Source organism: Vibrio crassostreae 9ZC13, from assembly GCF_000272045.2.
GTDB classification, from domain to species: domain Bacteria; phylum Pseudomonadota; class Gammaproteobacteria; order Enterobacterales; family Vibrionaceae; genus Vibrio; species Vibrio crassostreae_C.
This window is the reverse complement of sequence record NZ_AJYZ02000019.1, coordinates 687,128-708,905: the sequence shown is the minus strand read 5'-3', so window position 1 is coordinate 708,905 and position 21,778 is coordinate 687,128. Positions and strand designations below refer to the sequence as shown.

Genomic DNA, 21,778 nt, shown 5'->3' with positions numbered 1-21,778 from the left:
AGATAACAGATCTAAAGAGTCATTGCGCGAGATCAAATCTTAAACGAGCAAAATATTCGTTCTGATTACCTTCAGTTGCAATTATATTGGCGTTGAATACAAAAAGGGCTGCATATAGCAGCCCTTCAAGGAATGGGTAATCTCACTTGGCGTTAACCTCTAAGAGGTAACTACCTAATATGGACGATTAACGATCCCAGTATGTTTCTTCTAAGCTATCTTCGCGTTCAGGCAGTGCACGAGAAAGGCGAGGAGAGTGCTGAGTCAACACTTCGTAGCTTACACGGTTTGCGTACTTACAAATTTGAGACAGTGAAGAGTACGTCAGACAAGCGTGCTCGTGTTTCTCTGAGTTTGGTACATTCACGTGGTGGTAGCTGTTTGCTGCCATGTCGTGAAGTAGTGCTGAAAGTGCACCATCGCCAGCGCCATTGGTATTCTTAATCTCAAGTGGGCCGCCTAGGTAAGGGCCAATGTGAGAGTACACTTTTACTGGGTCTTTACAGTCTTGCTTACGCATCGCACGGCTGAATTCGTATTTATTGAACTCAGGGATGTTACCCGGTAACAATGGCAGTGTGGTTTCGCGTTTCGCTGGTTCGTCAGTGTAACCTGCCATGTATAGACCAATAGGACCTGCAGTACATAGAACTAGGTCAACCCACTCAAGTGCCTTGTTAGCAGCCAATAGAGGATCTTTTTCACCCGTTAGCGCTTCACCTTCATCTTCGTTCATCGCGACGATGGTTACGTTTTCTTTCAGGTATTCTTGCCACCATTCAGCGTTGCCTTCGATCACATACTTAGTACCAAGTGTTAGTACAACAGGCACATTGTGCGCTTTCGCGTATTCAATCGCTTTTTGTACCGCTTTTGGCATCGGATCTTCAGGTTTGCCACGCATTAGGTATGACGACACAACCAATGCAGAAGCTTTCTCGAAGACTTTTTCAGGAATGCTTTCTGGAAGAAGTTGGTTCATGTGGCCTTCGTTGATTGCAAACGTACGTTCGCCATCTTCAGAAATCAGCGTGTAACAACGACCAATTGGACCATCAACAGTTTGAAGGTGGTTTAGATTCATACGAGAAGAAGTGCGGCAAAGGTAACGATAACCAAATGAGCCAACTTCAATCTTCTTAGACATTACGCCAAGCAGGACAGATTTGCTGTCCGCAAGTACGGAATAGTTGTGCAGTGTGTTGCCGATAGTATCGCCAGGATATTGATGCGTGATCAAACCGCGCTCAACTAACTCTTCATACAGCGCATCTGCTTTACTTTCTTCCAATACCAGTGAGTGACCTTTACTCAGCTCGTATTTTTCTAGGAACTCGTTGTCAACACGGGCTTCGATATCAACAATCGTTTGGCCAACACCCACAATCGTTGCGCGGTGAAGCTTAGGCGTTTGTTGAATTTGGTTGACCAACGGATCACGTGCGTGAGTTGGAAAGTAGTGCTTAGATTTACGCTGTCCAGGAAACTTCATATGAAAAATACAGTGAAAAAATTTTGCCGCATGATATCACATTTTGTTTCTGTTTCTTTCATTTTTATTACATTTTGAATCACCTGCACAATGTCTGCACAGGTGATTCAACTAACTATATGTTTGAAACTACTCGGTTGGCTGTACTAACGTCGCTGGATCAACGTAAGCCTCTGTACCCCATAGTGGAACAGTTGAAAGGCTGTGTTTGAAGCTACCTTCTGTTTCTTTGGTGGTGTAAGACAAGTAAAGCAGCGACTGATTCTCTGCATCGTAGATACGACGAACCTTCATTGTTTTAAAGAAGATACTTTTCGATTGCTTGAATACCACTTCGCCAGACTTACTCTTGTCTATTTGAGCAATCATTTCTGGTGTAATTTCACCTGTTTGACGACAAGATATAGAGCTATCACTTGGATCAGAAAGGCTAAGGTTTGCTTCGATTGATGCGATATGACAGGTAACACCCGCGATCTTATCGTCATCTAATGAAGACATCTTGATATCCTTCATTGTGAAGAAACCCAGTGAGACGTCGCCAACCTCGTTGTCCGAACAGCCAGCTAACATTGTCACGATACCTGCTGCTATTAAGGCTTTTTTCATAAGAAGTCCTTTTTATTTATATAGTTCTGTTTACTATAAGGATATTGAAAGCTTGGATACGAGTGTAGAGCTTTTCGTTAAGTTCTTAAAGGATGTTGTTGGATAATGAAAAATATGAAGCATTTAAAGTACTTGTTGGCCTTGGTCATGCTCTGTATGCTCTCTGCTTGTAGCTCGGCACCTCAGCCGACCGTATGTCTTCCAAATAACTGCGATATTTGGGGATACTAACCGTAGGTACTAAAAGAATGAATAACGAAATACCTGAAATTGCACACAAGAAAAACCAATGGCTATTTAGTCAGCTCGATATTGCTTACCCCGCAAAAGAGAGCCTCCTCGGCCGTGAACTTTATCAAAGCAAACTTCCATCCAAGACATACCAACTCCTAGCACAAGATCAAACTCCTTCCCAAATTGATGAACTGCATAAAGTCGATTTCCATAAATTGACCGTGCTATTTTCACTCAACCAAGCAAGCGTTTACCAAGATGAAATCGAAAGGGCACACATGCTTGAGTTCTTGAGCCAAATTATGCTTTCTGACGATCATGTATTATATATTGGTACTCAAAACGGTGAAGTTGTGGCGAGCGCTATCGTCACAGAAGCGGATGGTTCCCTATTGATCTCGGATGTCGTTGCTGAAAATGGTCAGAGTATCAACAACTTTGCTAAGCAGTTACACGATTTTTGGGCACAAGATCATGCTTCTTGCGATAAAGTATGGATCGAGAACTAAAGATTCTTTGACAAAGCGTTAATCTAAGTACAATACCCCGTCTTATTTAAAGGGTATTGTATGTACAAGCTATTGATATCAATCGCTGTATTATGTGTTAGCGCTTATTCTTCACTCAGTTTTGCTAACGACTGGGATATTAAACGCATCCTAGTTTTACACTCATACGAACCTTCTTATCAATGGACTGCTGACTTCCAAAAAGGGATAGACAGTGCGTTCAGCCAGTCTCAAACCGAAGTTAAACTCTCAATAGAGTATTTGGATTCAAAGCGTGTCCACAGCCCAGAGTATTACGACTCTCTCGCGAACTACTTACGTGCGAAGTATGCAGGTTATAAATTTGATGGCGTAATTACGACGGACGATAACGCAGCCAATTTTCTTGAATCTCTGCCTAATTTGATTGATCGCTCCACACCTGTCGTTGCAGCCGGCATCAATGATTTCAGCACCGACATGTACGCGGTGTCTGACAGAGCAACTGTGCTTTACGATAACGATCAGATAGACGTTAATATTAAGCTGATCTCCAAATTAAGACCTAATCTAAAGAATCTCTATTTTGTAAATGATTACAGTGTCACGTCTGAATTGATTCATAAAGAAATGAACAAAATGATGGCTGAATTTTCAAATATCAATCTCGTAGAAATTCGCGACTTGTCGCTGGAGCATACGAGCCAATTTTTGGAAGGGATCTCTGCGGACGATGCGGTATTGCTCAGTCATTACAACACCGAGTTAAAGCAAGGGGTTTATCACACTTACCAAGAGATTGCGGATACGTTGTCAAAAGCGAGTGCTGCTCCGGTGTTTGCTTTATGGCAGTTCTATATTTCGGGTGATGTACTCGGTGGTTACGTTAATCACTCACAAAGCATGGGTGAACAGGCCGTCGATGCGTTGGATAAATACCTTCCACTTGGTTTTACTACACCGTTAACTCCCGGAGACAACAAACGTTTTGTATTCAATTACCCTGCAATGAAGAGATACGGGATTAGTGGAAACGCGTTACCTGACGAAGCGGTTTTCATTAACGAGCCTTCATCCTTTATTCGCAAAAACTTCCAGTTGTTATTGGGGCTGTCGATGGTGATTACGGGTTTGAGCCTGATCATCTTGATGCAATTTGTCACTCTGCGCCAAAAGAAAGAGTTGGCGAATAAGAACAAACGAATCTTAAAGCTTCAGAAACAGACCTTGAATATCCAAAAGGATATGATTCATGTTCTCGGAGAAGCAATTGAAACCCGCTCTGGCGAAACAGGTAATCACGTTAAGCGTGTAGCCAAGCTGTCTGCATTGCTAGCGAAGTATCGTGGCTTGAGCCATCGTGAGGTCGAGATGATTGAGATCATCAGCCCAATGCACGATGTGGGTAAGATTTCAGTCCCTGAATCAATCTTGGATAAACCTGGGAAATTAACCGACCAAGAGTGGGAGGTGATGAAGCTTCATACTACGGCTGGCTATAACTTACTAAAGAGCGGAGCGGGTGATATTACCAACCTCGCGGCAATCATTGCTAACGAACATCACGAGCGTTGGGATGGTGCTGGATACCCGAATGGAAAAGTGGGTGATGAAATACACCTGTTTGCTCGTATCACTGCCGTAGCCGATGTGTTTGATGCGCTGCTTAGTGCACGTTGCTACAAAGAACCGTGGCCGTTAGATATGGTGGTCGATTTGTTTGAGCGAGAGTGTGGCTACCAGTTTGATCCTCAGCTAACTAAATTGCTACTGAAACACTTATCCGAGTTTGTCGCTATCCGAGATTCGTACCCCGATACTGGAACTGTAGAATATGCGTCTTCACCTTCGCTTGAAGCTAAGGTCTTAGAAGAGTCGGTTGTTAGCTAATTGTCGCTCTATCTGAGTAGCCTATAAGCCATTTTTTTTATCGATTCACCACGATCCGGCTAGGAAGTAGTGATTTATATTTTCTCCTGAAATTGAGTAGCTTATGTAAACCTCGCAGTCTTTGATTTCGTAGAATCTGGGGTCATTTGATGAAAGCTGTTGCTTATGTCGAGCGATAAAGTGATCAACTCCATATTTCGCGAAGAGAAATAAGCCTGTATCTGCAAACTGTTACCTCAATCATCTCGCGCATTGAAAGAACACTATAGGATAAAACTTGGATTCAATCTGAGTGAGATACCTATGCGGTTAGAACAGACTAAATGTGTGATTTTCGATTGTGACGGAACACTTATCGATAGTGAAAAGCTGTGCTGCCAGGCTTTGGTGAACGTTTTCACTGGCTTTGGGGCGGAGCTAAACGTCAACGACTGCTATGCGCACTTTCAAGGCGGGAAGCTAGCCGACATCTTAATGGATACACAAGAACGTCATGGGCTATCTATCTCGATTGATACACTTGAACCGTTATATCGCACTGAATTAGAAGCACTGTTCCAGCGTCATTTAAAGCCGATGGATGGAGCTATCGAACTTATTGAATTTCTCAAACAACAAGATATCGAGTTTTGTATCGCTTCCAATGCACCAAAATCTAGAGTTGAATCTTCATTGGCGATGACAGGCATGCTAGACGACTTCAAAGGCAAAGTGTTCTCAGCTTTTGATGCTAACAGCTGGAAGCCAGAGCCTGATCTAATCATGTACACGGCCATGAACATGGGCTTTCTGCCAAATGAGTGCATCTACGTGGATGATACGTTGAAAGGGATTGAGGCTGGTGTTCGCGCGGGTATCCAATCGTTTCGATTACGCCCGAGTATTGATGAAGCAATCGTAGATCCCGAAGCCGACTCAGCAGAACTCGCGGCTCAGGATATCTACAGTTTAGAAGAAATTTCAGTTTGGATTAATGGCAAGCACTGCTCAAATGGTGGTATATCGAATTCTGCAGCTTTGGTGGGGTAGAGCTTAGTTGAAGGCTGACTACCTTACTAAATTGTTTGGTGTGGAAACCGCAAGATGCACAAGTAAACTTTTCTCCACTTTCTGAAAGCAGATACTCGTCGTGTTGGCATAAAGGGCATGTAATGTCGTCGGTGTTTGGTGTTTCTGTTTTATTCATTATGTGTCACCTGCAGCAAGGGGGTAAGCGAAAAAAGACCCGTTCACTTAGATTACTCCTAAGCTCGAATATTAGACAGTTCTGACACTTCTTAATCTCTCCTTTGCGACTTGCTTCATGGTAATTGATAATGTCATCGTTATTGACCATGGTTCTTGTAATGTTATTAAACAAAAGCCAAAAAGAAAGGACCCATTACGAGTCCTCATTAGTTTGTTTTCAATTCACGCCGCTAGTTCACCAGTTGATCCTTAAGTTCGGTAGCGTGCCAATGTCTGAGATAGAGAAACCGACGCTTCTGTTAGCCTAGATACGCCATTTGAAGAATTCTGAGCCACGTCTTTAATCACATCGGATTGGCTTCGAATATCGTTAAGCTCTGCTGCAATCGTATTGGCAACGTTACTTTGCTCATCGGCTGATGTTGCGATTTGGATACTCATGTCCATTAGTGCTTGAGCTGAATCTGCAATCGAGTTTACGTCGTGACCAATGTTTGAAATCAACTGGCTACTGGTTTGCGCTTGGTCAACCGTCTGTTCGGTGATCTTCGCGATATTTTGGCTCTCTTGCTGTAAGCGTTCAATCATCGCTTGGATTTCTACAGTAGCCGACTGAGTGCGGCTTGCCAGTGTTCTTACTTCATCAGCAACAACAGCGAAACCTCGGCCTTGCTCGCCCGCACGAGCGGCTTCAATCGCGGCATTTAAAGCAAGTAAGTTAGTTTGCTCTGAAATAGCATTGATCGTCGTGATGACCTCGTTAATTTGGCTCGTATTCACATTCAAGCTAGTAACAGAAGATGAGGTTTGCTCAATCAAAGAAGAAAGGGTGGTGATTTCCGAGATTGCCTGTTGAACCTTCGCGTGGCTATCGTTGATTTGCTGCGCGTCTTGTTCTGTTTGTTCAGTTGAGCGTGCAGAGATGTTAGAGACTTCATTTGCTGAAGCTGTCATCTGATCCATTGCTGTCGCTACAGAGTCTAGAGATGCGTTTTGGCTCATGATTTGTGTTTCGCTGCGCTTCATCTCAGTTTCGAAAGAAGCCGATGTTTCGCTTAGCGTTGCTGCACTGTGGTTTACGTTGTTGACTAACTCACTAAGCGTGTCCATTGAACGGTCAAGCGCACAACCAATCGTGCCGAACTCATCACGGCCAGGGTGGAAGCCAAGGCGTGATGTTAAGTCACCATCACCAATCTTTTGAGTCGTTGAATAAAGAACCCAAAGTGCGCCGCCTAGGAAAGTCGCTACCCAGTAACAGAAAAGACCAAAAGGCACACACCACAAGAAGCTCAGTAATAAAGTGTACAGTGCTTGCTGCTTTTGATTCTGTATATCGTTAGTTGAAACGGTAAGTGAGTAGTAGTTGCCATCTTGTGCGAGTGCTGTGGCAGTCACCGAACCATTGTTTGAAATAGTGGTTTGTTGAGCGCGAGTTTGCTGGCTAACAGAGCGAACAGAAGCAGGGGAATCTGATGCTGATAAAATGCCTTGCAGTTGATACTCGACCTGCTGTTTTGCAGTTACGTCAATGTGTTCCATTTTGTTGACGTAGTTCAGTCCAGCTAGGCTTGCCAAAGCGGCAAAAAAGATTAAGAAAATGACCCAAAATTTGTCGTTGATCGACATCTTGATAAACAGTTTGTCTATCGTTCGAAATTGTACTTCTTTCATAAAAACTCCACGGTAAATCCTTTACCGTGGACTCTAAATAACCGACCTCAATAAAAATGTGACTTCAATCGACTAATTGTGAAAATTAATGATAGTGACATGTTATTTGTGAGATCTGGATCAAGTAAATTAGTTCTGTATAGGTTTATTAGCCCAAAGAAGGCAGTAACCCTACTGAAATAAGAACTTGAATGGCAATGATAAATACGCCAACGCTACCTGCTAAAAACAACGCTTTGCTACCGCCTAACACTTGGTAACTGGCTTCTGCAGATTGAGGTTTGACAGAGAAATCAGTGTAACGAACCTTGTAGACCATCACTGTTGGTAACAGAATCGCGAGCACTGAAAGTGCAATGGCTGCGTAGCCTAAAGCCATGATGAAGCCTTGTGGGTAAAATAAGGCAAAACCCAGTGGCGGTAAGAAGGTGATAGCAGCTGTCTTAACACGTTTTGCGTTACCTAGTTTCTTGCTCAGTGAGTCGCCCATGAATTCAAATAAGCCCAAGCTTACACCAATAAAAGATGTCAGCAGTGCAAGGTCCGCAAACACACCGACGATCACGCTTAGGTTGGATTGATGAACCGTTTGCGATAGCGAGACTAATAGCGCGCCTAAACTTGTATCAGACAATAATTGCTCTTGGCTAATCACACCCAAAGTAACACTTTGCCAGAAAACGTAGATAACCAGAGGCAGTGCCGAGCCAATAATCATTACCTTACGTAAAGAACGAACGTCACCATCTAGGTATCGAACAATTGATGGGATGCTGCCGTGGAAACCAAAAGAGGTAAACACAACCGGAATCGCCGCCACAATCAGGCCTTGCTGTAAAGGCATGCTCATTAGGTATTGAGAGGTAATGTTTGGCGCCAGGAAGCTGAGTACCAAAACCATCGCGATAAGCTTTAAGCCAAACAAAACGCGGTTAACTTTATCAACACTGTGTGTACCAATCGTCACAACGCCGGCAACTAATAGGGTAAATAGAAGCGTGGTGATTTGAGCATTGAGTTCGATACCCGCGATATCCGAAATTCGTTGGTTAAATTGCGCACCGCCGCCAGCTATGTATGCCGCACACAGAGCGTAGAAAAGAAACATCACCGCGAAGCTCGCAATCCACTTTCCTTTTGTTCCTAAAATGGTATGAGCTAACGTGTGTAGGGTAGCGTCAGATTCTGCGAATTGGTGAAGCTCTACCATTAATAGCGCCGTAAAGGCCATTAACGCCCATAAACCCAGCATCAAGAAAAGTGAAGTTGAAAAGCCAATACCCGCAGAAGCAAGTGGAAGAGCGAGCATGCCAGCACCAATAGTTGTGCCTGCAATGATCAAAGTACTACCAAAAACCTTTGATTTATTCATTGTATATAATTCTTTACGTTAGGGTGTGTTTTAATTGTAATTCTTCTGGCTTAAGCGCATAAACCCAAAGAATATCTCGATTTTTAAGTATTCTGATTGAGTTTAATTCCAAATGCAATGCCTAATGTAATTAAAAATATGCACTGTAAATTAATATTTACATAAAGGGGCGTTGCAGCATTCAAATGAGCAAAGCAAACGTTTGACCATGACCAGCTTCAAAATTTATAGAGTAATTTGTTGTACTTGGTGTAAGGTGGCAGTACATATGTCGTTCGCGTATACCCCTTTAGCGTAAAAAAGCGTTAATGATCGCGAGTAGCTTTAAGCTATGAATATGGAATGGGTAGAGTAGAGTGCGTTCATCAAAGTGACATAATATAAGTCCAAGATGGTGCACTAGTTAATAGGACATCATGTCCACATCAAGGAATAGAGGGGGCACAATGAGTGACCAATCTTATAATGACGAAAGTCTAGAGTTGTTAGATGCTATGGAAATTGGCATTGATTTGTCTGACTATGAGCAGACAGTGAAACAGTTAGCAGAAGAGCTTTTCAAGTCTTCGAACTAAGCTTTTAAGATCTTTAATTCAGTTTCAACTGAAACGTTTTAAAGCTAAAAGTTTTCTTAGCTAAAGCTTCTCAAAGCAAACAATTCTAAACTGAGCAAATCGTATTCGCTCACACGTCATACCAAAACTATCCTCATTAAAGTTCGCGAAGATAAACGAGTACGTTTACCATGTTACTTAGTTCTCGATACTTTAATGAGGTTCAATGAACTTTCTCGCACACCTTCACATCGCCAAGCACTGTAACAGCAACTTAGCAGGTAACCTGTTAGGTGATTTTGTTAAAGGCGACCCTAATAAACACTATTCTGATTCCCTTTCTGACGGTATTAGGCTTCATCGATTTGTTGATAGCTATACTGATCGTCATGATGTATCTCGTTCTGCAAAATCACTTTTCTCAGACCAAACACGACGCTTTGCGCCTATCGCACTCGATGTATTTTGGGATCACTGCTTAGCCAATCATTGGGATCAGTTTTCACAGCAGACATTAGAGCGTTTTTGTTTAGATAGCCATGAGCAGATCTTTGAACATCAAGAGCCACACTGGCCTGAAAATTTCGTTATGGTTCATCAGAAAATGGCTGAGCATAGATGGTTAGAGAGCTATCAAGACATGTCATCTATAGAGGTGGTGTTGCAGCGAATGGCGTTGAGAAGGCCTAAGCTCGGTATGCTACGATGACCTCGAACGTCACTATGATACGTTGCAGTGTCACTTTAATGAGCTTTATCCCAACGTTTTAGAGGAAGCTAAGCAGTTTAATGCGCTTCAAATGAAGAAAAATCAAAAGGAAAGGTAAACAGCGTAATGCAGGTTTGCTACAATCCGCGCCTATTTAATCTTTGAGCATCATACTATGTCTGAATCTACAAAATCTTTTAACCAACTAGGATTATCTGAGCATCTTCTTGCCACGTTGTCTGAGCTTAATTTTACGGCTCCTACCAGTGTTCAAGAACAAGCAATTCCATTGGTATTAGAAGGCAAAGATGTACTGGCTGGTGCTCAAACGGGTACAGGTAAAACGGCTGCGTTTGGTTTACCGATTATTCAAAGATTAATCGAGACAAAAGACAACGTTATTCCGAACCCTAAGCTCGTCCGTGCGCTTGTATTAGTGCCAACTCGTGAATTGGCACAACAGGTTTTCGATAACTTAACTAGCTACGCAAAGGGCACCGACATTAAAGTCGTGGTGGCTTACGGCGGCGTTAGCATGAAGGTGCAAACTGATAACTTACGCGGTGGCGCAGATATTCTTGTCGCGACGCCTGGTCGTCTTATTGATCACATCTTCACTAGAAACATCATGTTGAGCCAAACGGAAGTACTGGTACTGGATGAAGCTGACCGTATGTTAGATATGGGCTTCATGCCTGACATTAAGCGTATTCTTTCTCGCATGAACGAAGTGCGTCAAACTCTGTTCTTCTCTGCAACGTTTGATAACAAAATCAAAGCGATTGCACACCGTATGATGCAGAAGCCAAGTGAAATCCAAGTTACGCCAAAAAACAGCACCGCTGAAACCGTAACACAGATGGTTTACCCGGTAGATAAGTCGCGTAAAAGTGAGCTATTAGCGTATTTGATTGGTTCAAAAAACTGGCAACAAGTGTTGGTGTTCACAAAGACTAAGCAGGGCACTGATGCTCTCGTTAAAGAGCTTAAGTTAGACGGCATTAAAGCGGCATCAATCAATGGCGATAAGAGCCAAGGTGCGCGTCAAAAAGCCCTAGACGATTTCAAGTCAGGCAAAGTTCGTGCGTTGATCGCAACCGACGTGGCAGCTCGTGGTATTGATATTCAGCAGCTAGAACAAGTTGTGAACTATGACATGCCATTTAAAGCAGAAGATTATGTTCACCGCATCGGACGTACTGGCCGTGCGGGTAACAGCGGCTTAGCGATCTCTTTGATGAGTCAGGATGAAGCTTACCTATTGGGTGATATTGAGCGATTACTTGATACTCGCTTGCCTCAAGAGTGGCTAGAGGGCTTTGAACCAAGCCTTGAAAAAGATCTAGCGCCCGATCGTGGTGGTCGCAGCAAAAGCCGTTCATCAGAAAAACGTAAGATGAAAGCGAAGCTTAAGATTCACCAAAACCGCGGTAAAGCACGTCGCTAATAAGCTGGACAAAGCTCCAGTTTAAAGATCTATACATATAAAAACGCGCCGTTACAGTGACTTCTGTAACGGCGCGTTTTTGTATCTTATAAGCTCATCATGGGTATGAACCCGATTAAGCTTTATGTTCCTGGTTACACTTCCATTCACATGGCACTTCATAAATCAGCTCTTCAATCGAGGTTGGATTTAGAGCCCACTCTTCATCAATATTGAACTTGCTGACCATCTGCGTGTTGAAAAGCTGCCAATGCTTAAGTAGGGCGTCTTCGGGTGAGGTGACCATATCACCTTCATTCCAAGTGCTTTCCATAAAGGGAGTGAGGCATACAGCGCCGTTTGCGTACATGATCATTTGCCATTTAACTTCGTAAATGTTGATCATTTTGTCTGGGTTAGCTGCATTGTACTCAGCGGCAAGCCCGTTAATCTCTTTTTCAACATCGCCGACATTGTCGATGAAGTAATCAACTAGGTTGTCTTCTTGGCGAACAGAGTCTGAAATAAGCTGCATTGGCCTACGTGAGTGAATCATGTTGGTGAACAGACGCATGCTAAACAGGTAGATAGCGATATTTGGCGCAACATCTTTTGGCAGCTCTTCCATAATCTTACTGATGTAAGACTGAAAATAATCGTGTAAACAATCACTTATTGCATGCCAAATCTTTTCTTTGCTACCAAAGTGGTGGCGGATAAGGCTATGCGAGACGCCTGCCTTTTCACTGATGTTTCGCAGTGATACACGATCGTAGCCAAAGTCACAGAACATGTCTGCGGCAACGCTCATGATCAAAAAACGCGTCTCTTCGGCGTCTTTTGCACTTCTTCTACCTTGCTTCTTTTCGGTCATCTTCATTTCACATAATTACCTGATTACAACATTCTACACTGTTTTTACTGAAATAAAAAATACTGCACAAGTGGAAAGTAAAGCTTGAGAATTATTTAATATTAAATATACTGCCCACCTGTGTAATAAATCATAATAATTAAACGGAGAGGCATCATGCAGTTCAATTTGTCGATCAATGCCATATCGAGCAAGCGCATGGGAGCTGTTATTGCAGCACTATTGCTCGCAGGCTCTCTAACTGGATGTGACAAAGTTCAGTCAGAGGAAAATGTGCAGGTAATCAAGCCAGTCAAGCTGTTCGAAATCCCACAACAGACTGATATTGATCTCGATAGCTTCATTGCAAAGGTTGATGCAACCGACCGTGCGGCACTTTCTTTCCAAGTGGGTGGAGATATAGAAACCTTCGATGTTCGTATGGGACAAGAAGTGAAGAAAGGTCAGGTGTTAGCCGTATTAGACGCGACGGATTACCGTATTGCCGTTGACGCAGCCCAAGCTAAATTTGATCTGGCGAACAGCCAATACAAACAAGCTTCTGAGTTGTATGCGAAAAAACTGGTCAGTACCGATTACTACGACCAAGCCGTAAACACTTTTACTGCCGCTGAAGTTGAGTTGGACCAAGCAAAAACAAACCTTGGCTACACTACCTTAGTTGCTCCATTCGATGGCGTGGTATCGATGGTGTTTGGAAAGCAATATCAATTGATCGCAGAAAAGCAGCCTGTACTGAATATTTTGAATCACAGTGAAATGGATGTGACGTTTTCAATTCCAGTATCAAAGCTTGAAGACCGTTCTATTCAAGACCTAACGAGCTCAAACATGTGGGTTGTGATGGACAGCCACCGCGGCATTCGTATCCCGACTCGCTTTAAAGAAATCTCAACGCAACCAGATGAAGATACCAACAGCTACCAAGCGGTTGTGTCTATCGAAAAGCCAGAAGGCATCAATCTACTTTCTGGTATGACAGCGCAAGTTGAAGTTCAGAAAAGTAAATCTGACTACGGCATTGGTATTGTGGATTCAGCTTGGTTAAACAAAGACGTAGGCCATGGTGAACTATGGCGTTATAACCCTGACTCTCAACTGATTTCTAAAGTACAAGTCCTTCTTGATGAGCAAGGCAAGGTTATCGACGGATTGTCGTCTGGTGACCTTATCGTTGAAGCGGGTGTGGATGTGTTATCAGACGGACAACAAGTAAAAGCTTGGCTTCGTGAGGGCGGTATTTAATGAACCTTTCAAAATTATCAGTTGTTGTCGCGTCGGTTCTGTTACTTCAAGCCTGTAACAATGAAGCTGTACACCGTGAACAACCACCTTTGTTGGTTTCTACCTTTGAAGTTGGCGCACCGCTTACTAATCAGTTCAGAAGTTTTAATGGACAGGTGATGCCAGCTGAATTGACTCCCTTGGCATTTAAGCTAGCAGGCGAGATTCAACAAGTATTAGTAGAAGCGGGCGACAATGTCGAAAAAGGGCAGTTATTAGCCACCTTAGATAACGCAACGTACGTCCAAGATCTGACTGATGCTCAATCTCAATTCAAACTGGCGAGCAAACAGTTGGCCCGTGGTACTGAGATGTTTGGCAGCGAAATGTTATCGCAATCAGAACACGACCAACTGACGGCTAACTACAAGCTCGCATCGGCGAATTTGGCGGCGGCGAAACGCAAGCTGAGTTACACAGAACTTTTAGCGCCGTTCTCAGGAACAGTTTCAACTGTCGATAAGCAACGATTCGAAAATACGACGCCTGGAGAAACACTACTGAGTGTGTACCAGAACGACAAGGTGTATGTGCGAATTCAAGTATCAGATTCGATCTTGGCGTCAATTAGCCCAGACATGCGTTCAAATAGCTATCGTCCTGAGGCGACCTTTGGCGGTCACACAGGCCAATATCCACTGACGTATCTAGAACACACCAGTGAACTGCACCCACAATCCCGTACCTACGAATTTTGGATGCAGATGCAGCAGCCTGAAAGTGAAATCCTGCCAGGCACGAGCGTTACGGTCAATGTAGATATGGCGAAAGCGGGCCTGAGCGATGTTCAAGGCTACCAATTACCAATGACAACGCTAGAAGCGGGCTCTGAAGCGAATCAGTTCTATGTGTGGAAAATGGAAGACGGACAAGCATTCAAAAGCGAAGTAGAAGTCGACAAGATCAGTGGCCAAGGCGCATTAATCGCTCATGGTGTTGAGCAAGGTGATCGACTCGTAAACTCGAATCTAAGAAAACTCCGTGACGGAATCAAATTGTCAGGAAAAGCAGAATGAACATCGCAGAATATTCAATAAAAAACAAAGTAATCAGCTGGCTGTTTCTCGTCATATTGGCCATTGGCGGTGTGACGTCTTTTGGTAATCTATCCCGTTTAGAAGACCCAGCTTTTACCATTAAAGATGCAATGATTATTTCAACTTACCCTGGCGCTACGTCAATGGAAGTTGAAGAAGAGCTGACTTACCCACTAGAAAAAGAGATAAGACAGCTTCCGTACATCGACAAGATTACCTCGACATCATCGAACGGTATGTCCCAAATTATGGTCAGTATGAAGATGGACTACGGTCCAGACGAGCTGCCTCAGATCTGGGATGAAATGCGCCGTAAGATCAACGATCTACAACCAACACTGCCAAGTGGTGTAAATTCCGTTCAGATCATCGATGATTTTGGTGATGTGTTTGGTGTGATGATCATGCTGACCGGTGATGGTTACGATTACGTTGAGCTCAAACAGTACGCAGATTACCTAACGCGTGAAATCGAACTGGTTGACGGTGTCGGTAAAGTTAGCATTGCAGGTGACCAACAAGAACAACTGTTTGTTGAGATGTCACTGGAACGCTTAGCCGCATTGAACCTAGATATGTCGACGGTGACAGCATTGCTAGCACAACAAAACAGTGTGGTATCGGCAGGCGAGGTGATGCTGAATGGTCAAAGCCTAACGATTAAGCCAAACGGCACATTAAGCACGGTTGAAGAACTAGAAAACCTAATCATTCATGGTCGTGACACTGGCAATCTAATTCGTCTAAAAGACGTTGCTGAAGTGACTCGTGGTATTCAAGAAAAACCGGGTAATGTATTAACGTACAACGGTAAACCTGCAATCAACTTGGGTATTGCGTTCTCTTCTGGTGTAAACGTGGTTGAGATTGGTAAAGCACTGGATGCGGAACTGGATCGCCTAGAAAGCATTAAGCCAGCGGGTGTAGAACTGAATTACTTCTACAACCAAGCGCAAGAAGTAGACAAATCTGTGGCTGACTTCTTAATCAGCCTAGTGGAAGCGGTGGCGATTGTTATCATCGTACTTCTGTTCGCGATGGGCTTACGCAGTGGTTTGATCATCGGTGTAGTACTGTTACTGACGGTGTTCGGTACGTTCATCTTGATGGACTACAACGATGTTGAACTGCACCGTATCTCGCTGGGTGCTTTGATCATCGCACTGGGTATGCTGGTGGATAACGCGATTGTTGTCGTTGAAGGTATTTTGGTGGGCTTGAAGAAAGGCAAAACCAAGCTTCAAGCAGCGAAAGACATCGTCAAGCAAACACAATGGCCACTGTTAGGTGCGACCATTATCGCTATCACAGCGTTTGCACCGATTGGTTTGTCGAAGGATGCGACAGGCGAATTCATGGGTTCACTGTTTTGGGTACTGTGTTTCTCACTGTTTTTGAGTTGGGTAACTGCACTAACACTAACGCCATTCCTTGCCGAGATGTTGCTTAAAGAAGAAGACAAGGTTGATGAGAACGAAGACCCATACCAAGGCATCCTGTTTGTGGTATTCGGTGCGTGTCTGAAAGTAGCACTTCGATTTAGATGGCTTACTGTAGTTAGTATGGTCGCTCTATTAGCAGTTTCTGTCGTCGGTTTTGGTATGGTGAAGCAGCAGTTCTTCCCGCCGTCAAATACCCCAATGTTTTACGTAGACATGTGGATGCCAGAAGGCACCGATGTTCGTGAAACGATCAAGCAGACAGAAAAAGTTGAAAGCTACATTCGCCAGCAAGACTACGTGGAGTTTGTAACGACAACGGTTGGGCAGGGCATGCAACGTTTCGCACTGACTTACCAACCAGAGAAAAGCTACGAAGCGTACGCCCAGTTACAAGTAAGAACCACTGACCGCGACACTATGTTTAAGGCTCTAGCGGCGCTAGACAAAGACTTAGCGAACGAATTTGAGCAACCAACGTTCCAGTTCAAGTTGATTGAGTTTGGTCCGTCACCCGCTTCAAAAATTGAAGCGCGTATTATCGGTGCCGATCCACAAGTACTGCGTAACATTGCAGTTGAAGTCGAAGACATCTTGCTTGCCGATCCAGGCTCTCGAAATGTTCGTCATGACTGGCGTGAACGCACTAAAGAACTTGTACCACTGTTCAACGAATCTAAGGCTCGTCGCCTAGGCATTTCAAAAACTGACTTGTCTGAGACATTACAGATGGCGTTTGGCGGTTACAACATCGGCCTACTGCGTGATGGTACTCATATGTTACCTATCGTGGCGCGTTTACCGGAAGAAGAGCGTTTTGATTTCGAATCGCTAAACAATGTGAAGATTTGGAGCCCATCACTACAAACTTACATCCCAGTTGAGCAAGTGATTGATGGCGTAGAGCTTCAATGGTCTGAGCCACTGATTCAGCGTCGCGACAGAAAACGTACGCTAACAGTATTGGCTGACCACGATGTTCTTGGTGATGAAACGCCAGCGAGTCTGTTTGCTCGTGTGAAACCAAAGGTAGAAGCATTAGATTTACCAGAAGGCTACAGCATTAGCTGGGGTGGTGAGTACGAAAGCTCTAAAGATGCGCAAGAATCTCTGTTTGGCTCACTGCCAATGGGTTATTTGCTGATGTTTATCATCACGATGCTTCTGTTTAACTCGGTTCGTAAGCCGCTTGTGATTTGGTTTACGGTTCCACTCTCTATCATTGGTGTTTCAATTGGTCTGTTAGGTACCAATATGCCATTCAGCTTCACAGCGTTCCTTGGCTTATTGAGTCTAAGCGGCATGATTTTGAAGAACGGCATTGTACTGCTTGACCAGATCAACAGTGAGCTATCAACAGGTAAAGACCCATATTTAGCGGTTGTCGACAGTGCGATTAGTCGTGTACGACCGGTATCTATGGCAGCATTAACGACTATCTTGGGTATGATTCCTTTGGTATTCGATGCATTTTTCGGCTCGATGGCGATTACCATCATGGCAGGCTTAGGCTTTGCTACCGTACTAACGCTAATAGTAGTACCGGTGATGTTCGCTATTTTATATAGAATCAAACCGTCCACTGCGGGTTATTAGGGAATGATATAAAACAGATTCTTTTAAGCCAGCCCAGTCAAATTTGACTGGGTTTTTTATGCGTGTTGTCCCGTCCTGAAATGTGTTGACACGTGAGAGCGGTAAGAGGGTACGAATAGGCAAGCATTAAAAAATCCGCTACTCAATGGGCAAGCGGCTTTAAGAACAATAGGGCGATTCTAAATTGCTAGCCGTATGTCTAACTCAATCGGCTTTGGCATGGCTAAGTGGTAGCCTTGATACATATTGAAGCCTAAGCCCTGCATCGCTTCGAGTTGTTGTTGGGTTTCAATACCTTCAATCACTGTCTTTGCGCCAATTTGGTTTGCAAGATCAAGTACTAACTCCATTTCTCGAGTGTCGCCTTGTTCAAAGTCCAACATAACCGAGCGGTCTATCTTGATGATATGAGGGTTAATGTGACGAACGCGTTGTTCGGTTGATGCTTGTGTTCCAAAATCATCGACCGCTATTTGAAAGCCATTATCCGCAAGAGAAAGAGCGGCATCTTTCAAACGCTCTTCACTTTCTGCGTTCAACTCTACCAACTCCATCACTATCTGTTCGCATGAAAGGTTAAGCTCGTGAAGGCGTTTAGCTAACAAGCTATCGCTGACCTTTTCTGCAGCAAACAACTCACCAACGTTTGGAAGAACGTTCAAAAATAGATGTAAATGACGGATTGTCGATTGTGCGAAGTTACGGATATGAATCGCTCGACTCAACCTCTCTACATTGATTTTGTCTGTGCTTGAGGTTTCGTCGGAATGGAAGAAGTGATCAGGACGAACAATATCACCTTTGTTATTTGAAATGCGCACCAAAGCCTCAACACCTATTTGAGTCATAGAAGAGTCGAATATAGGTTGATAGACGCTCCTAAGCGTCAGGTCTTGGTATTTCGCAATAAACTGCATATCAGCATCTACGGATATACAGCTAATAAATTCACTTCTGTCTGATAAAATCATAGTCGCTAGTAAAGAGGCTTATTCAATGGCGGACGTACATGTCGCGGCTGTCACAATATTGACAGGTGTTACTAAATTGTCAATTAATAAAAATTCATTTGTAACGTCAATATTTAAATTAATATAACTAACGAAAAATCAGCATGATAAATGACATTAACCATTAAATTTACTTATCATTGACTGTGTTTGATAGTTTAAGTGAATCTAATGGCTGAGTAACGTCTCACATATTAACCCCAACCAATATAAGGCTAGAACGCTGATACACCAGAGAAAAGTAGGGTTAATGGCTTAAATTATGGGGGAGTGTCAAAGTTATAAAATAGATTGACTAAGCGAGTTACACAGAAATGATATCTATCTCTCAAAATCGAGACTGTGAGTCGATCGGCTATTAATAATTAAAACAGGAAGTTCGAATAATTAATGAACAGGGAATGAGTTATCTTTTATAAAATACTGGGATGAAGGTCTAACAATTTACTTTCAATATTGAATGAAAAAGTTGACCCGTATTCTTACTGCCATTGAAGTACTGCGTAAAGTTGCAGGTATTTACGAACCAGTTGTTGATTTCCTGACCGCTTTAAAGGGTGTCCAAATTTAATGAAGCAAGGGCTGATTTTAAAATTATTATTTAAGTCAGTAGCGAATTGAGAATCACTCTCTCTTAGCGTGATGCCTTGTTGGCTATATTCCGTGATCTCGTCTGGGAGTTCACCCATCCACCAATGCAATAATTCACCACTGTTTTTACTTCGGCTAATCCAATGGTCGGAGACAATGATCAAAACGTCATTGGGTTGAATGGAAAATCCATACTCTTGTTGCCAATTATGGATGTCCAACATCAACTTTCTACGACATGTTTTCCCGGCGCTCACCATATGATGACTGATCATCCAAACGGTACCGATTTCGGAAGATATTCGGAAGTGTCGAGGCGTTTCTCTAGAGGAAAGCATTTCAAGTGGGCTGATGTTGCTTGCATGATTAAAGCTAACGAAGGTGTGCTCCATTCGGCGGGCAAATGCCTTACCTATATGGTGCTCACTGATCCCTTGATTGTGTACAGTAGGGTAGTGGCGTTCACAGAGCTTTAGGCAATCGTCTTGAAATTGATTAACGCTTTTAATCACTAGATCTAATAACAATGAAGTCCCTTATACACAGCTACTATCTTATTGATGGGCAATAGTACGGTAATTGCGGTTCCGTTACCTATCGTCAAAGTGCGAGTTCTTGATCTCTCTATCAAAATTAACCATTGCTGAGTGATTTTATGGATAGCACTGGCGCTCTACAGGTCTGTATTCTAAATTATGAGGAATTCTAGCTAGTTACCTCGACTATAGTCTAGTCAGCAAATCACAATTGATCTACTTACTCTTTATTTGGAAACATTCATGACCATTCAATTAGATTCGAAACAAAAGTCTGAGCTTACTCATACGCTCCAAAAGTACCTGCAGGATGAACTCGATGTGGAGCTTGGTCAGTTCGACACGGAATTCTTGGTCGATTTCATAAGTAAAAAGTTTGGGGCGGTTTACTACAACAAAGGGATAGAAGACGCTCAAAAAGTCATGGAACGTAAAATGTTAGATATCTCAGATGAGCTTTACGAGATCGAACAAATCGTTGAAATCTAACGTTTAGCCCAAACTTGTTCAAATAATTTGAATAACTCGTTTAATTTGAAATGATGTTACCAATGTAAAGCTTGGTAAATAATATGTTACACAAACTTGGTGTAGGGTACGCTTTTCGAAACTACACTACTCGTTAACATTCGGAAGAGATGCATGGACAACAACGTCAGAAATTACAACCCTTTAGCAAGAGCGATGCATTGGATTTCAGCTCTCGCGGTATTTGGCTTATTTGGTGTAGGCCTGTGGATGGTTGATCTTTCATACTACAGCGAGTGGTACAAAACAGCGCCAGACTATCACCGCTCGGTAGGCATTCTTTTGGCTGCAGTTACCGTTATCCGCTTGGTCTGGAAACTAGTTACCGCGTCACCTAAAGTGGAAGGTAAAAGCTATGAAATTGCAGCAGCGAAGATCGCTCACGGCTTCATGTACATCAACTTAGCGGTTTTGTTTATTTCAGGTTATTTGATTTCGACATCAGATGGCCGCGGGATAGAGGTATTCAATTGGTTCACTGTACCAAGTATGGGCGAACTGTTTGCAAACCAATCTGATCTCGCAGGTACGGTTCACTACTATGCTGCATGGGTACTGATCATTATGGCATCAGTGCACGCCTTAGCGGCGATAAAACACCACGTTATCGACAAAGACGATACGCTACGAAAAATGATAGGAGCTTCAAAATGAAAAAGTCAATTATCGCTACAGGATTAGCATTTGCTATGGCAATGCCTTTCGCTGCGAACGCCGCTGATTACGTGATTGATACAAAAGGTGCGCATGCTTCAGTTAACTTTAAAGTTAGCCACCTAGGTTATAGCTTTATCCAAGGCCGTTTTAACACATTCTCAGGTGATTTCTCATTTGATGAAAGCAACGTTGAAGCATCAAAAGTAAACGTAACTATTGATACAACAAGCCTTGATTCAAACCACGCAGAGCGTGACAAGCACATCCGTAGCTCTGACTTCATTGATGCAGGTAAATTCTCTGACGCTACTTTCAACAGCACAAAAGTGGTTGATAAAGGCAACGGCAAACTTGAAGTAATGGGTGACCTTAAGCTTCACGGCGTAACTAAGCCAATCGTTATCGAAGCTGAATTCATCGGTGCTGGTCAAGACCCTTGGGGCGGTGAGCGTGCTGGTTTCGTGGGTACAACTCGTCTAGAACTTGCTGACTTCAACATTCCAGTAATGGGCGCTTCAAGCTATGTAGACATGGAACTACACGTTGAAGGCGTAAAAAAGTAATCTAGCTTTCTAGCTCTCTGACAGGTA

The 21,778-nt window shown here is 43.2% G+C and carries 18 protein-coding genes and 1 pseudogene; 12 read left to right on the top strand and 7 right to left on the bottom strand.

The genetic code is table 11. The annotated features are described in order from the left end of the window. Nucleotides 1-187 precede the first annotated feature (187 nt). Together A136_RS04480 and A136_RS04475 are read right to left on the bottom strand one after the other, a co-directional pair. A complete protein-coding gene (locus A136_RS04480; protein WP_017064646.1) occupies nt 188-1,492 on the bottom strand; it encodes an inosine/guanosine kinase in 1,305 nt (434 codons plus the stop codon). 129 nt (nt 1,493-1,621) lie between these two features. Next, complete coding sequence (locus A136_RS04475; protein WP_017064645.1) at nt 1,622-2,101, bottom strand: CreA family protein; 480 nt, start codon at nt 2,099-2,101, stop codon at nt 1,622-1,624. A 248-nt stretch (nt 2,102-2,349) separates the two neighbouring features. Between A136_RS04475 and A136_RS04470 the strand changes: the two genes are divergently transcribed. From A136_RS04470 to A136_RS04460, 3 genes are all read left to right on the top strand, one after another. Beyond that, the gene (locus A136_RS04470; protein WP_017064644.1) at nt 2,350-2,844 is read left to right on the top strand and encodes a hypothetical protein; all 495 of its coding nucleotides are present in this window, start codon (nt 2,350-2,352) and stop codon (nt 2,842-2,844) included. Between the two features lie 60 nt (nt 2,845-2,904). Next, entirely contained in the window at nt 2,905-4,713 is a 1,809-nt protein-coding gene (locus A136_RS04465) for an HD domain-containing phosphohydrolase (protein ID WP_017064643.1), read from the top strand. 303 nt (nt 4,714-5,016) lie between these two features. Further along, entirely contained in the window at nt 5,017-5,742 is a 726-nt protein-coding gene (locus A136_RS04460; RefSeq protein ID WP_017064642.1) for an HAD-IA family hydrolase, read from the top strand. A gap of 408 nt (nt 5,743-6,150) precedes the next feature. Here A136_RS04460 and A136_RS04455 read toward each other — a convergent pair whose 3' ends face one another. Then, nucleotides 6,151-7,575 carry a methyl-accepting chemotaxis protein gene (locus A136_RS04455; protein WP_017064641.1) on the bottom strand — a complete coding sequence of 475 codons (1,425 nt, stop codon included), beginning with the start codon at nt 7,573-7,575 and terminating at the stop codon, nt 6,151-6,153. A 148-nt stretch (nt 7,576-7,723) separates the two neighbouring features. After that, nucleotides 7,724-8,947, bottom strand: coding sequence for an aromatic amino acid transport family protein (locus A136_RS04450; protein ID WP_017064640.1), 1,224 nt, complete (start codon nt 8,945-8,947; stop codon nt 7,724-7,726). Nucleotides 8,948-9,393: 446 nt separating this feature from the next. Here A136_RS04450 and A136_RS23100 point away from each other — a divergent pair, with 446 nt between their 5' ends. The 3 genes and pseudogenes from A136_RS23100 (at nt 9,394) to A136_RS04440 (ending at nt 11,657) form a co-directional block, all read left to right on the top strand. Further along, entirely contained in the window at nt 9,394-9,522 is a 129-nt protein-coding gene (locus A136_RS23100; protein WP_017059831.1) for a hypothetical protein, read from the top strand. A 205-nt stretch (nt 9,523-9,727) separates the two neighbouring features. Then, a pseudogene (locus A136_RS04445) lies at nt 9,728-10,328 on the top strand (ACP phosphodiesterase). Nucleotides 10,329-10,385: 57 nt separating this feature from the next. Further along, entirely contained in the window at nt 10,386-11,657 is a 1,272-nt protein-coding gene (locus A136_RS04440; protein WP_017064638.1) for a DEAD/DEAH box helicase, read from the top strand. 115 nt (nt 11,658-11,772) lie between these two features. Here the strand turns inward: A136_RS04440 and A136_RS04435 are convergent, their stop codons facing one another. Beyond that, nucleotides 11,773-12,516 carry a TetR/AcrR family transcriptional regulator gene (locus tag A136_RS04435; RefSeq protein WP_017064637.1) on the bottom strand — a complete coding sequence of 248 codons (744 nt, stop codon included), beginning with the start codon at nt 12,514-12,516 and terminating at the stop codon, nt 11,773-11,775. 150 nt (nt 12,517-12,666) lie between these two features. Between A136_RS04435 and A136_RS04430 the strand changes: the two genes are divergently transcribed. From A136_RS04430 to A136_RS04420, 3 genes are read left to right on the top strand one after another with little or no spacing between them, the layout of a single operon-like run. Then, nucleotides 12,667-13,755, top strand: coding sequence for an efflux RND transporter periplasmic adaptor subunit (locus tag A136_RS04430; protein WP_017064636.1), 1,089 nt, complete (start codon nt 12,667-12,669; stop codon nt 13,753-13,755). Continuing rightward, nucleotides 13,755-14,810 (top strand): efflux RND transporter periplasmic adaptor subunit, encoded by a 1,056-nt coding sequence (locus A136_RS04425; protein ID WP_017064635.1) that lies wholly within the window; start codon nt 13,755-13,757, stop codon nt 14,808-14,810. Before A136_RS04430 ends, A136_RS04425 begins: the two co-directional genes overlap by 1 nt. Further along, the gene (locus A136_RS04420; protein WP_017064634.1) at nt 14,807-17,866 is read left to right on the top strand and encodes an efflux RND transporter permease subunit; all 3,060 of its coding nucleotides are present in this window, start codon (nt 14,807-14,809) and stop codon (nt 17,864-17,866) included. Before A136_RS04425 ends, A136_RS04420 begins: the two co-directional genes overlap by 4 nt. A gap of 179 nt (nt 17,867-18,045) precedes the next feature. Here A136_RS04420 and A136_RS04415 read toward each other — a convergent pair whose 3' ends face one another. Further along, on the bottom strand, nt 18,046-18,783 hold the full coding sequence (locus A136_RS04415) for an EAL domain-containing protein (RefSeq protein ID WP_029235240.1): 738 nt from the start codon (nt 18,781-18,783) through the stop codon (nt 18,046-18,048). 575 nt (nt 18,784-19,358) lie between these two features. After that, the gene (locus A136_RS04410; RefSeq protein WP_017067365.1) at nt 19,359-19,994 is read right to left on the bottom strand and encodes a hypothetical protein; all 636 of its coding nucleotides are present in this window, start codon (nt 19,992-19,994) and stop codon (nt 19,359-19,361) included. 252 nt (nt 19,995-20,246) lie between these two features. Here A136_RS04410 and A136_RS04405 point away from each other — a divergent pair, with 252 nt between their 5' ends. The 3 genes from A136_RS04405 to A136_RS04395 all read left to right on the top strand — a co-directional run bounded on the left by A136_RS04405 (nt 20,247) and on the right by A136_RS04395 (nt 21,751). Continuing rightward, a complete protein-coding gene (locus A136_RS04405; RefSeq protein WP_017059821.1) occupies nt 20,247-20,492 on the top strand; it encodes a DUF2164 domain-containing protein in 246 nt (81 codons plus the stop codon). A gap of 153 nt (nt 20,493-20,645) precedes the next feature. Next, nucleotides 20,646-21,185: a cytochrome b gene (locus A136_RS04400; RefSeq protein WP_017064631.1), complete on the top strand. Its 540-nt coding sequence runs from the start codon at nt 20,646-20,648 to the stop codon at nt 21,183-21,185. Further along, nucleotides 21,182-21,751, top strand: a complete 570-nt coding sequence (locus tag A136_RS04395) for a YceI family protein (protein WP_017064630.1) — start codon at nt 21,182-21,184, stop codon at nt 21,749-21,751. Before A136_RS04400 ends, A136_RS04395 begins: the two co-directional genes overlap by 4 nt. The last annotated feature ends 27 nt before the right edge of the window (nt 21,752-21,778 follow it).

Coding starts and splice junctions, on each gene's coding strand:
- A136_RS04480 (WP_017064646.1), bottom strand. CDS start 1,492: ATGAAGTTTCCTGGACAGCGTAAATCTAAGCACTACTTTCCAACTCAC.
- A136_RS04475 (WP_017064645.1), bottom strand. CDS start 2,101: ATGAAAAAAGCCTTAATAGCAGCAGGTATCGTGACAATGTTAGCTGGC.
- A136_RS04470 (WP_017064644.1), top strand. CDS start 2,350: ATGAATAACGAAATACCTGAAATTGCACACAAGAAAAACCAATGGCTA.
- A136_RS04465 (WP_017064643.1), top strand. CDS start 2,905: ATGTACAAGCTATTGATATCAATCGCTGTATTATGTGTTAGCGCTTAT.
- A136_RS04460 (WP_017064642.1), top strand. CDS start 5,017: ATGCGGTTAGAACAGACTAAATGTGTGATTTTCGATTGTGACGGAACA.
- A136_RS04455 (WP_017064641.1), bottom strand. CDS start 7,575: ATGAAAGAAGTACAATTTCGAACGATAGACAAACTGTTTATCAAGATG.
- A136_RS04450 (WP_017064640.1), bottom strand. CDS start 8,947: ATGAATAAATCAAAGGTTTTTGGTAGTACTTTGATCATTGCAGGCACA.
- A136_RS23100 (WP_017059831.1), top strand. CDS start 9,394: ATGAGTGACCAATCTTATAATGACGAAAGTCTAGAGTTGTTAGATGCT.
- A136_RS04440 (WP_017064638.1), top strand. CDS start 10,386: ATGTCTGAATCTACAAAATCTTTTAACCAACTAGGATTATCTGAGCAT.
- A136_RS04435 (WP_017064637.1), bottom strand. CDS start 12,516: ATGAAGATGACCGAAAAGAAGCAAGGTAGAAGAAGTGCAAAAGACGCC.
- A136_RS04430 (WP_017064636.1), top strand. CDS start 12,667: ATGCAGTTCAATTTGTCGATCAATGCCATATCGAGCAAGCGCATGGGA.
- A136_RS04425 (WP_017064635.1), top strand. CDS start 13,755: ATGAACCTTTCAAAATTATCAGTTGTTGTCGCGTCGGTTCTGTTACTT.
- A136_RS04420 (WP_017064634.1), top strand. CDS start 14,807: ATGAACATCGCAGAATATTCAATAAAAAACAAAGTAATCAGCTGGCTG.
- A136_RS04415 (WP_029235240.1), bottom strand. CDS start 18,783: ATGCAGTTTATTGCGAAATACCAAGACCTGACGCTTAGGAGCGTCTAT.
- A136_RS04405 (WP_017059821.1), top strand. CDS start 20,247: ATGACCATTCAATTAGATTCGAAACAAAAGTCTGAGCTTACTCATACG.
- A136_RS04400 (WP_017064631.1), top strand. CDS start 20,646: ATGGACAACAACGTCAGAAATTACAACCCTTTAGCAAGAGCGATGCAT.
- A136_RS04395 (WP_017064630.1), top strand. CDS start 21,182: ATGAAAAAGTCAATTATCGCTACAGGATTAGCATTTGCTATGGCAATG.